At 44.2% G+C, this 12,689-nt stretch carries 7 protein-coding genes and 1 CRISPR repeat array; of the genes, 1 reads left to right on the top strand and 6 read right to left on the bottom strand.

Going from position 1 to position 12,689, the window contains the following annotated elements; translation table 11 throughout:
- Positions 1 to 32 precede the first annotated feature (32 nt).
- Positions 33 to 1,325: a TonB family protein gene (locus K9J17_16265; protein MCF8278283.1), complete on the bottom strand. Its 1,293-nt coding sequence runs from the start codon at positions 1,323 to 1,325 to the stop codon at positions 33 to 35.
- Complete coding sequence (locus K9J17_16260; protein ID MCF8278282.1) at positions 1,318 to 1,902, bottom strand: sigma-70 family RNA polymerase sigma factor; 585 nt, start codon at positions 1,900 to 1,902, stop codon at positions 1,318 to 1,320. The genes K9J17_16265 and K9J17_16260 overlap by 8 nt, the downstream gene beginning before the upstream one ends.
- A 306-nt stretch (positions 1,903 to 2,208) precedes the next feature.
- On the opposite strand from K9J17_16260, the gene K9J17_16255 reads away from it, so the two are divergent.
- Positions 2,209 to 3,822, top strand: coding sequence for a hypothetical protein (locus tag K9J17_16255; GenBank protein ID MCF8278281.1), 1,614 nt, complete (start codon positions 2,209 to 2,211; stop codon positions 3,820 to 3,822).
- Positions 3,823 to 3,844: 22 nt separating this feature from the next.
- On the opposite strand, the gene K9J17_16250 is transcribed toward K9J17_16255, so the two are convergent.
- The 4 genes from K9J17_16250 to K9J17_16235 all read right to left on the bottom strand — a co-directional run.
- Complete coding sequence (locus K9J17_16250; protein ID MCF8278280.1) at positions 3,845 to 5,746, bottom strand: DEAD/DEAH box helicase; 1,902 nt, start codon at positions 5,744 to 5,746, stop codon at positions 3,845 to 3,847.
- 135 nt (positions 5,747 to 5,881) lie between these two features.
- Positions 5,882 to 6,958 carry a hypothetical protein gene (locus tag K9J17_16245; GenBank protein MCF8278279.1) on the bottom strand — a complete coding sequence of 359 codons (1,077 nt, stop codon included), beginning with the start codon at positions 6,956 to 6,958 and terminating at the stop codon, positions 5,882 to 5,884.
- A 113-nt stretch (positions 6,959 to 7,071) separates the two neighbouring features.
- Positions 7,072 to 10,230: direct repeats of the CRISPR family, unit length 46 nt; unit sequence GTTGTGATTTGCTTTCAATCATTGATCTTTGACTTCTTGAACCACT.
- 1,690 nt (positions 10,231 to 11,920) lie between these two features.
- Positions 11,921 to 12,256 carry a CRISPR-associated endonuclease Cas2 gene (gene cas2, locus K9J17_16240; GenBank protein MCF8278278.1) on the bottom strand — a complete coding sequence of 112 codons (336 nt, stop codon included), beginning with the start codon at positions 12,254 to 12,256 and terminating at the stop codon, positions 11,921 to 11,923.
- Between the two features lie 145 nt (positions 12,257 to 12,401).
- On the bottom strand, positions 12,402 to 12,689 hold a 288-nt coding region (locus tag K9J17_16235), incomplete at its 5' end, for a CRISPR-associated endonuclease Cas1 (protein MCF8278277.1).

Here is a 12,689-nt window from a genome sequence, read left to right as displayed (position 1 = left end):
GATCGGGCGCTTCTAATTCGGCTAAGCGCGCATCAATTATCTCCGTAAGTAATAACTACCGATCGCGATGATTTGATGTCGGCTCCTAATTGATCAGTAGCAGCTTTCCATTTTGGCATGGAGCGAACCACGCGAAGCGCATCTTCGTTCAGTATACCATTCTCTCCAGATTTTATTCTGGCATTAGCAACACGACCATCAGGTTCAATGTCAAAGATCACAGTAACAGAACCTCTTAGATTCTGAGCACGCATGGCTTCTGTATAGTTCTTCTTTTTCTCAATGAATTTGTACATCGCAATATCTCCTCCGGAATATTTTGCCACGCTGGATTTAGTATATGCGGTTTCGTCTTCGGATTTGCTCACACTCGCCTTTCGTTCAATTTCCATCGAACGCGCTTGTTGCTCGCGCTCTTGCATAGCGCGCTCAGCTTCCAAACGACCTTGCTCCATGGCCATTTCCAATTCCTGTTGAAGGGAAAGTTTGCTGTCAGCCTTTTCTGCAGTTCCTGTTGCAGCAACCGCTCCTTGCTGTGGCGCCTTTTGCAGGTCTTTAGCCTTGTCTGAGTTACTTCGTGGTTCGTTGACTGCAGCCAGCTCAGAATCACTTTCGGCAATCGGCTTCACTTCTTTCGATTTTGGTGATGGAGCAGACGCTTGAGCTACTTGATCAAGCTTTTTCTCTTCCTTTTTGGGATTCTCTGTTTCCTTTGGCTTTCGGTCTTCTTGCTTTGCTTTTTCAGGAACGGCTTGTTCTTGAACCGCATTAGCTGATCTTGTAGAACCTCCTTGATCTTCGCTATCAGAAAGGCTTGTTTCAACTACTACAGCGTCTTCAGTCGTTTCCGAAATTCTTTCAGCGTTTTCAGCTTCTTCCGCAACGGTTTCAATCACGGTTTCTGTAACTTCTTCATCATTAGATGCCAATTCGTCTTTACCCAAATAGCGCGATAAGTAGAATGTTCCGCCACCTACCACAATGAGAAGGGCAATGGCAGCAGCCAATTTACGATAGTCGAATTGCGATTCATTTTTAGGATAGCTGACGCTTACGGCTTCTGCACCTGAAATTTTTTGAATCTCCTCATTCAAGGTTCCTAAATGATGCCGCGTTTTGGAAGCATTTGAACTGACGGCATAGCCATCCAAGGCATCACGCGACATTTCGTCTGTGGCAGCAAAATCGTCCACAGCTTTTCTGTCTGCCTCGGCCAGTTTATCTTCCGTGTAGAGCATGACCACGTGCATCGACAGGTTCCCGTGATTGTCGAGGAGCGGGATCTGATTTCCGAAATCGTCCTTTATGTAGATCATCTCACTCATTGGTCCTCGATAGTTGTATTTTCAGGTTGCGCTTTCCATTTTGGAGAAAGCTTTTCACCTCTTTGTACGAATAGCCCGTTTGCGCTTCAATTTCCTCGTATGATTTCTTCTCAAAATAGAACAACTCAATACATTCCCGTTGTTCTTTTTTCAATGATTCGATGGCGGCACTCAATTTTTTATCTGTGTCTTCTTGACTTTCTCCGTTCAGATGCTGCGGAATGTCAAATTCCATGATCTCCTTGCTTAAGAAAGCAAACTCATTCTGATGTGCGTCCACTCGTTTGTCTTTGCGGAGAGCCATCAGACATTGATTTTTGGTGACGCTGTAGATCCACGTTCTGAAATTCTCTACTTCGTGGCGTTTCAGGTCTTTTAAAACCTTTTCGAACACCTCCATCACCATGTCTTTGGCTTTTTCTTCGTCCTGCAAGTATTTCATACACACACCATATAGCATGTGAGAATAGCGCTGAAAGAGGTCTCCGATGTAGCTATTATCGTACGAATAACGATAGCGTTCCATCAGATCGCTGTCGGTCAGATTCTGCCTATTATTTGAATTCAGCGAGAACATACATGCACTAGACGAAATTTATCGCAAATGGTTCTGATTAGTCGATTGAAAGGCCTTAACGTTGATAAATTTAATCTTGAAGAAACCTGTATACAAAGTTAAACTTTGTGTATAAATCAAATGGTTGATTTTCAATACATTTCGGAATAGAAGCAATAAGCATTAGGTTACGATGGCCAATTTTAGCAAACCTTCGTAAGTATCAAAACGTAAATCTTCCTCTTCATGACCGTGAATGCTTTTCAGCGTTGAGCAGATTTGCAGACACACTTTTTGTGCGTAAGGTTCAAACAATAGCTTTGTCCGATGCAAAGGTCATTACTCATTTTTCTCGCTCTCAGTCTCAGTAGTTGCGCCTATTATTTTGGTAATGGATGGCAGCGAAGCTTCAAGAAGATTCCGAAAACGGAATATCCAAGGTTCAGTGATAGACCAGCACGAATAACTGACGAGCTATTGCAAACGCATCCTTTGGTGCTGGAAATGGCAGAAACGGAATTGGTGCAACCGAGCCAAAAGGCAAAAACCACTTCGCCTCGCATTCTGCTAGCCAAACTGGTGGCGCACAAAGATGTGAAGGCCGTGAATGAGTTTCTATTGAACTCAACTCCGTGGGGAAATAGTGGAACAAGTGGTTTCCTGAATCCGAAAGGAGATTACGATTTCACCACCATTCTTCTATCGGCCATATTGTTTCGTTTTGAGAACGATACCGCGCTGCTGTGGCCTCAAACGGCCGATCATATTGCTCAAAACCTATTGATTGAGGAAGGAGGGAAGCCGCACACCAAAACGCCCCGAACCTTGCGTATTATGAAGGACACGGAGAATCATATTCTGATGACCAATATTTCGCAATACCTTAAGAATCAGTGGTTTCAGGAGCACGGGAATACGGATGAGAGATTCAACAATCGCGTCAATGGAATGGAGCAATTTCTGCTCGATAATCTGGAGGAATTGCAACAAACAGGGCAGTACGAATTCAATTCAAAACCCTACGAGGGCTACACCATCTCTGCGCTTTTGGTGCTGCATGCCTATGCGCATTCGGCCGAGATGAAGGAAAAAGTAGCACAGACCTTGGATAACATGGTTTGGGAATATCTGCAAACGAGTGACGGCTTCAGGAAGAATTCTCCGTTCAGAAGACGGATGGAGCGCGCCAACGGAACTTCCCTTGCGGATAATGCTTCCACCAGTATGTTCCAGACGTGGTACTTAGAGCAGGAGCAAGGCGTATTCGATCCGAAAGTGATAGCCGAAAATCATCACCAAGCTTTTTCGGCATTGGTATTCGACTATCGTCCGCCAACTGAAATTTGGAGAAGCGATGACACGGAGCGAATGGTGCTCATTGGTCATGGAAAAGGAAGCAGTCCGGAAATTTACAGCCGAGGAAAAGGCTGGATGCTCAGTGCCGGTGGGTTTCAGCGCGGTGAAACTTCGCAGATCGTAGCGCGGCCCATTGTGCTGATGTTGAACGATGAAGCTGCTGAGCTTTCCGAATGCTTCCATATTGATGGAAAAGGAAAATGGACCAAGTGGAACAACACAGGAGTACATCATCGCTTTGCGGTTGGTCGAAGTGCGGGGCACGTTCCAAGCACCTTTCAAGTGGTAGATACTTTGGGAAATTGGAAACTGTATGAAGCAGGTTCGGATCTGCGTATCGTTACCTATTCAAGCAACAACTTCGGACTGATCTTTCTGCCCGAATCGCCCATCTCCTTAGCGGAAATAGCGAAACTAAATCCTGATCCCACCAAGGGGATTTTCAACAGTTCGGTAGAAAGTCAAGTTCATTTTGAGCTCAATAGCCCAAAAGGGAAATGGGTTATCACCGTTGTGAATGGCGAAAAGACCAATCGTAAGACAGATACTTGGCCACGTGTTGTGGTCAATCGATTATCGAACTAGGAAATCGCTTAGCGCGTTCGAATCAGAATGGTCTGCGAGGACGTTTTCCTCCCGAACCACCGCTTTTACCTCCTGAAGAAGATCGGCTGCTACCCCCACGGTCCTTATTGAAACGGTCGCGGAATTTATCTTTTCGTGCTGGTCCATCCGAATCGCGCGAGCCTGCATCACGTGCACCCGTGCTTTTGGCAATGGTCAGGTCTACTTTCTTGCCAGCGTAATCGCTTCCTTTCAGTGAGCTCGTCAGTTTGTCTGCGTAGTCGCTGTCCAATTCAAAGAATGCGAAGGTGTTCATCAGTTCGATCTTACCGATCTCCACATCTCTTCGGCTCAGACTTTCGTTGATCAATCCCATCAAATTCGCAGGATTCATGTTGTCTTTCGTACCTAGATTGATATGAAAACGGGTGAATTTTCCTTTTTCCAAGAATCGGTCACTGCTGCTTCTTCTTGGTCTGTCGTCACCACCGAAATCACGGTCGCGGCTTGCACCACGGTCTCCACGGCTATCTCTGCTGTCTCTATCTCTACCTCGGTCTCTATCGCCTCTTTCTGGTCGGTCATCGCGGTCGCGTCTGCTCGAACGGTCATCACGTCCACCTACAACGTTCAGATCGCGCGAATTCTTGTAATAATCCAAGAACTTGTTGAACTCAAAGCTTACCAAGTGCTTCACCAGGTCTTCTTTGGTAAGATGACCCAATTGCTCCAAAATAGCAGGCAAGAATGGCTCAATCTGCTTCTCGTTGATGTCCAATTTGCTCAAACGCTCCACAATGGTGTAAAGCTGCGTTTCGCAGATCTCCTGTCCTGTTGGAACTGGGCGTTGCTCAAACTGTTTCTTCAGTTTATGCTCAATCGATTTCAGTTTACCACGCTCACGGGAGTGAATGATGGCAATGGAAATTCCACGTTTTCCCGCACGTCCGGTACGCCCACTTCGGTGAATGTAAACTTCCTCTTCGTCTGGTAGATTGTAGTTGATAACGTGTGTGATATCGTCCACATCAATTCCTCGCGCAGCCACATCTGTTGCTACCAACAATTGGATCTTTCGCTTACGGAAACGCGCCATGATATTGTCGCGCTGTGCTTGCGAAAGATCGCCATGAAGCGAATCGGCATTGTAGCCATCCGTCATCAACTTGTCGGCAATTTCCTGTGTTTCTCTTCGGGTACGGCAAAAAACAATGCCATACACGTTCGGATTCACGTCAGCCAAACGCTTCAAACACTCGTATTTGTTGCGTGCATCCACCATATAGTAGTGATGCTCAATATTGGCAGCGCCTTCGTTGCGTTGTCCAGAACTGACCTCAATAGGGTCGTTCATGTATTTTTTGGTGATGTCCTTGATACCGCTTGGCATGGTAGCCGAAAACAGCAAGGTTTGCTTAGTGGCAGGCGTTTCGCCCAAGATCAGGTCAAGGTCATCCTTGAAACCCATCGTAAGCATTTCGTCTGCCTCATCAAGCACCACAAACCGAACGTCTTGCAAGCGCAACACTCTTCGGTTGATAAGGTCAACGGTACGTCCAGGTGTTCCAATGATCACTTGGCAACCGCGCTTTATTTCACGGATCTGTGTTTCAATGCTTGCACCGCCATACACAGCAACCGTTTTCGGGTTGATGTATTTCGCGAAATCCTTCATGTCGTTAGCGATCTGAAGACAGAGCTCACGGGTAGGACAGAGCACAATGCACTGGATCTCGTTGTGGTTTTCGTCTAGTTGCTGAAGAACAGGAAGGCTGAAGGCCGCTGTTTTTCCCGTTCCGGTCTGCGCTAGGGCAATCAGATCCCTTTTGGAATCCAGTACCTGCGGAATGGCTTTTTCTTGAATAGGTGTAGGATTTTCAAATCCCAGATCGTCCAGCGCCTGAACGATTTCGGCCCGTAGGCCTAACTCTCTAAATGTTGGCATTGTATGCGTTTGAATGTTTCAACCATCCAATAAATGCACCATGCAAACTATTCGAGGAGGGAAGAAATCGGCCGCAAAGGTAGTATAATGAATGGAGTATTTACCGAGGACCGTGGTTGATGGACGAAAATCGTATTATGGGATCTGAAAGTTGATGTTCACCGTGGCATTTCCAGTGCTTTCGGGAGCAATGGTTATGGGTGTGTCGAAACTCAGGTTGGTGTAATCGCCCGAAGAGAAAGTGCGGTCGCCATTGCTATCGTACAAGGCATTGATGTAATACGTGCCAGGATGCATATAATTGAAGCTATAACCCGTTGGGTTGGCAGCACCCACCAGCACATAGCGCGAACGGTATTTGAGGTTCTGTGCCTGAAAGGAAAAACCACTGAAAAGCGGCTGCGTGGTCAGCACGATCAGTACCTTTTTAGCTGGGTCTACCGTGGCAGGAGCACTCACCGTCACATTTACATGGGCCATGCCCAAATAAGGCTGTTCGCTTTCGGGATAAGGGTCTTGCGCTGCCGAATAGAATACGGCTTCCTGCACATTATCGAAGGTGGTGCTGAAATCGCGGACCACGGCTTTCTGCGGATAATTGAAATGCGTGATGGCCGCTTGTGCAGAGCTTGCATCGCGCAGACTGGCACGCCAATGCATGTGTATGCTTGGGTCGCTGAGGGTGTTGTATTTGTTGGTGTAGGTCACCATCAGCAGGCTGTCTTGCTTGAAGGTGACTTCGGTGTACACCCGTTGGCCACCCGAAACAGGATCCACAAAACGATAGTACGAACGCGTGGAAGTTTCGTCTAAGCTATCGATCATCATGTACGAGTTGCGGGTCAATCCGGCAAAGCCGCCTCCGTTTCTGAAGGCGAGTTTGTATTCGCAATCGTGCTTCACAATAAAGAAGCTCATGAAAATATCGTTCAACGAATCCAATTCATTCTTGGCCGAAACCTGTGCCGCAGAAATGGGTCTGAAATCCACGATCCATTCGGGGAAACTACCCAAAGGAGTAGGAGAGGAGACAGGTCCATTCCAAATGCCGGGCACTTTATCCAGCATGCCGTAGCCCATTACCTGCGATGTTGCTGAAATGGCTTCTAACTGACAGCTACCATCCGGTGGGTTGTTGTCGTCTGGGTCATTGTTGCAGGCCTCAAATACCAAGGCCGAAGCAAGAAGTAGGAACACGAACAAACGATTCATCGTACAGATTTGAAGTCAAAAGTATTGCATCGGAAGGGGAATGGTACTGATGGAGGTCAGCTTATTGGTAGTCGAGGAAAATTGATGTGGCTAAGTTTTTGCTGAAAAAGTTGCTTGTGATTTGCTTTCAATCATTGATCTTTGACTTCTTGAACCACTATGCCACGCTTGCCGATTACAGCGAATACTGTTGTGATTTGCTTTCAATCATTGATCTTTGACTTCTTGAACCACTTGGTGGGACGAATCACCGAACTCAACGTTGGTTGTGATTTGCTTTCAATCATTGATCTTTGACTTCTTGAACCACTACGTAGGTGTTCACGTCCTCGTTCATTCTAGTTGTGATTTGCTTTCAATCATTGATCTTTGACTTCTTGAACCACTGCACCACTTACATCGGCCCGCGAGATTACTGTTGTGATTTGCTTTCAATCATTGATCTTTGACTTCTTGAACCACTATGTGACCATGGCCGACTTTACTGAGCACTGTTGTGATTTGCTTTCAATCATTGATCTTTGACTTCTTGAACCACTTCCCATCAATAATTTGCAGTGCAAGGTCAAGTTGTGATTTGCTTTCAATCATTGATCTTTGACTTCTTGAACCACTGGGAGGACATTCTGACCTTCGAGGATGCCTGTTGTGATTTGCTTTCAATCATTGATCTTTGACTTCTTGAACCACTACCCTCACGTTATTTGACCCATCCTCTCCTGTTGTGATTTGCTTTCAATCATTGATCTTTGACTTCTTGAACCACTGGTAATGTCACGATGGCACCGGCTACAGTCGTTGTGATTTGCTTTCAATCATTGATCTTTGACTTCTTGAACCACTAACGCAAGAAGCCGAATAAATAACTGATCGTTGTGATTTGCTTTCAATCATTGATCTTTGACTTCTTGAACCACTACAAGCAACCGAAATGAGATTAAGAATGTCGTTGTGATTTGCTTTCAATCATTGATCTTTGACTTCTTGAACCACTAATAAAGGATTCATCTATCCACACCAACCAGTTGTGATTTGCTTTCAATCATTGATCTTTGACTTCTTGAACCACTTGCGTTGATTGCTAAATCAGTGTCAGATGCGTTGTGATTTGCTTTCAATCATTGATCTTTGACTTCTTGAACCACTAAAGCGCTGAGCCAGGTGCGTACGAGGATAGTTGTGATTTGCTTTCAATCATTGATCTTTGACTTCTTGAACCACAAGAACATACCTGAGGAATGTTGGAATCCGGGTTGTGATTTGCTTTCAATCATTGATCTTTGACTTCTTGAACCACTCTGTGGAGTTGACCAATCCTCCTGGAGCCTGTTGTGATTTGCTTTCAATCATTGATCTTTGACTTCTTGAACCACTGCGACCGCATTGAACACAACTCTTGCACCTGTTGTGATTTGCTTTCAATCATTGATCTTTGACTTCTTGAACCACTTGCGTGTTCCATAGCCAGATGCAAAGCCACGTTGTGATTTGCTTTCAATCATTGATCTTTGACTTCTTGAACCACTTGAGGGTTGGAAGCGTGAACGATACTCTGCGTTGTGATTTGCTTTCAATCATTGATCTTTGACTTCTTGAACCACTTTCAATTCCTGAAATGCACCAGCACCACCCGTTGTGATTTGCTTTCAATCATTGATCTTTGACTTCTTGAACCACTGCATGCTGTGCAGAAGGATAAACGGTGGCTGTTGTGATTTGCTTTCAATCATTGATCTTTGACTTCTTGAACCACTGGGAGGACATTCTGACCTTCGAGGATGCCTGTTGTGATTTGCTTTCAATCATTGATCTTTGACTTCTTGAACCACTGCGAAGCCATGGGAGTGACCACATCCAACAGTTGTGATTTGCTTTCAATCATTGATCTTTGACTTCTTGAACCACTGACCTTGGCAGCGAAAAGAAGGATGCGGACGTTGTGATTTGCTTTCAATCATTGATCTTTGACTTCTTGAACCACTAAAGACTTCAGAAAGAAGACGCTGCAAAGTGTTGTGATTTGCTTTCAATCATTGATCTTTGACTTCTTGAACCACTGCCTGTCACCATGCGGCTTTTTACCAAAGGGTTGTGATTTGCTTTCAATCATTGATCTTTGACTTCTTGAACCACTCAAACAAAGACAAATATCATTGGCAGACGCGTTGTGATTTGCTTTCAATCATTGATCTTTGACTTCTTGAACCACTCTGGTCGCGTTCCAAGCCTGTCGAGGCGATGTTGTGATTTGCTTTCAATCATTGATCTTTGACTTCTTGAACCACTTATGGCGTGTGTTTATATGCCAATATGGTGGTTGTGATTTGCTTTCAATCATTGATCTTTGACTTCTTGAACCACTTTTTGATTGCGTATCTGAAGTTGATACGAGTTGTGATTTGCTTTCAATCATTGATCTTTGACTTCTTGAACCACTCAGACGCTTTTGAGTGATGTGACAGCACCGGTTGTGATTTGCTTTCAATCATTGATCTTTGACTTCTTGAACCACTTCTTCGCTTGCGATTGCAAACTGTACTTCAGTTGTGATTTGCTTTCAATCATTGATCTTTGACTTCTTGAACCACTGCGACATCAAAAAGGCCGCTGAAAAGGCCGGTTGTGATTTGCTTTCAATCATTGATCTTTGACTTCTTGAACCACTTTAACTGGTCTCGCCTTGGCGCTTCATGGTGTTGTGATTTGCTTTCAATCATTGATCTTTGACTTCTTGAACCACTATGGTTCACCAGCAAATTGAAGAAGGAACTGTTGTGATTTGCTTTCAATCATTGATCTTTGACTTCTTGAACCACTATAAGGACGGGAACAACCTCGAATGGTTCAGTTGTGATTTGCTTTCAATCATTGATCTTTGACTTCTTGAACCACTTGGGCTAAATTCAACACACTTCCAACAGGGGTTGTGATTTGCTTTCAATCATTGATCTTTGACTTCTTGAACCACTCCAAACATAATATTTCCAAACATTTCCAAGTTGTGATTTGCTTTCAATCATTGATCTTTGACTTCTTGAACCACTCGTGGCTTCATCATTGCAAGCGTTTGCTTGGTTGTGATTTGCTTTCAATCATTGATCTTTGACTTCTTGAACCACTGAAACGAACGGACACGTTGAGCCATGACTTGTTGTGATTTGCTTTCAATCATTGATCTTTGACTTCTTGAACCACTCCATTAAAGGAATCTTCAATCGAAGCTTTCGTTGTGATTTGCTTTCAATCATTGATCTTTGACTTCTTGAACCACTTCTTTTGCCCGTTCAAGTTGCTTTCCTATGTTGTGATTTGCTTTCAATCATTGATCTTTGACTTCTTGAACCACTACAGCTCCACGGTTTGCCGTGTCCGTTTCGGTTGTGATTTGCTTTCAATCATTGATCTTTGACTTCTTGAACCACTCTTTGCTGTGAATTCCCTTCTTCAATAGTGTTGTGATTTGCTTTCAATCATTGATCTTTGACTTCTTGAACCACTCTGACGACATGGTTGTTGGCCAAACAATGGTTGTGATTTGCTTTCAATCATTGATCTTTGACTTCTTGAACCACTATGCCAACAGCCGAACGGTCGAAACTTCCTGTTGTGATTTGCTTTCAATCATTGATCTTTGACTTCTTGAACCACTAAAACTGTGTCTTAATCTTTGGTCACCATTGTTGTGATTTGCTTTCAATCATTGATCTTTGACTTCTTGAACCACTGGGAGAGAGGAGAAGAGAGGAGAGAGAAAAGTTGTGATTTGCTTTCAATCATTGATCTTTGACTTCTTGAACCACTCAGTATTTGCCTGATAGGTACCATAGGCAGTTGTGATTTGCTTTCAATCATTGATCTTTGACTTCTTGAACCACTTGAACACAATTAAAACACTTGATGATGCCTGTTGTGATTTGCTTTCAATCATTGATCTTTGACTTCTTGAACCACTAAGCGGTGTCGTTTACATCGAGGTGCTTCCGTTGTGATTTGCTTTCAATCATTGATCTTTGACTTCTTGAACCACTTTGGAAGCACCAAGAACCAATGTTCCAGCCGTTGTGATTTGCTTTCAATCATTGATCTTTGACTTCTTGAACCACTATAAAAATCTGACGCATGTTGACGCCTTAGGTTGTGATTTGCTTTCAATCATTGATCTTTGACTTCTTGAACCACTTCATCTCCCCTCTCCCTTTCCTCCTCTCTCGTTGTGATTTGCTTTCAATCATTGATCTTTGACTTCTTGAACCACTGATTACCAACCGAACACATTCTCAACTACAGTTGTGATTTGCTTTCAATCATTGATCTTTGACTTCTTGAACCACTTTTCGCTCTTCGCTTGCCGCCCAATCATGAGTTGTGATTTGCTTTCAATCATTGATCTTTGACTTCTTGAACCACTAGAGAAGACCGTCTCGCGGACTTTATGACAGTTGTGATTTGCTTTCAATCATTGATCTTTGACTTCTTGAACCACTATACGAATGGAAGTTCAACCACCGAAACTGTTGTGATTTGCTTTCAATCATTGATCTTTGACTTCTTGAACCACTGTGAACGCATTTCGTGTGGACATCGTGCGGTTGTGATTTGCTTTCAATCATTGATCTTTGACTTCTTGAACCACTGCGAGCAGGAACGACACGCTCGCAAATTGGGTTGTGATTTGCTTTCAATCATTGATCTTTGACTTCTTGAACCACTTATTTCCATTTCAGTTACATATCGGGTGTTGTTGTGATTTGCTTTCAATCATTGATCTTTGACTTCTTGAACCACTGTACTTGGCTGTAAGCCTTGTGCAGCAAGGGATACAGCTGTTTGTCGTTGCGAAAAAATGGTTCATTTATAAAAGCCTTCCCAAGTAATTGGGAGGGCTTTTTTGTTTCTGATAGTTCTCGATACACCGCGTTTCACGCGGCACTCGAACTGACCCTCACTAAAACTTCAGCGGCATTAAAATAGCTCCAACTGCTGCGGAAGGTTCTTTTCTTCCTGCGGATTGGTGTTGAAGAAGATCTCCATCCTACCGAATTGTTTGTCGGTTACGATCAGAATATTCACGCTGCCCATAGGAGGTAAATTCATCAATACTCTTTTTCGATGCACTTCCGTATTTTCTGAACTGCTGCAATGCCGTACATAGACGCTGAACTGCATCATGGTGAAACCATCTTGGATCAGGTCTTTGCGGAATCTTGCCGCATTGCGTCTGTCCTTTTTGGTGTCGGTAGGCAGATCGAAGAATACCATCATCCACATGATCCTGTAGGCATTGAAACGGTCGGTCATTTCGTTTCGATTAGCAACTTGACTACGTCAAAGGTCAGTTATACGATTAGGTCATGCTGAACTTGTTTCAGCATCCGATTGAATCTCAGTACCAAAAGATTCTGAAATAAATTCAGAATGACGCGCTTATTCTTTTTAGACATGGTCATTCCATTATTGGCAATACCAATTTGCGTTGTTCCCCTGCAAAGCAGCGTACCAGCGAAGCCGAAGTTTCGGAGGCGGCTATCATCAGCGGCCGTTGCTTTCCGTTCATGCTCACGGTGATGGTGGGAATGGTCAACAGCTTCTCACGATGTTCCTTGCTTAGAAAATCGGGTGCTTCGTTCTCTCTTTCCACCACTTCGGCCACCATAAGGTCGATGTAGGGACGGTAGGGTTCCATCATATCGTCTGCCAAGCAGTACTGGTTGTAACGGTTGTGGTGGAAGAT

It is taken from the genome of Flavobacteriales bacterium (assembly GCA_021739695.1).
Taxonomy (GTDB): domain Bacteria; phylum Bacteroidota; class Bacteroidia; order UBA10329; family UBA10329; genus UBA10329.
This window is presented reverse-complemented; position numbering and strand designations above follow the sequence as displayed.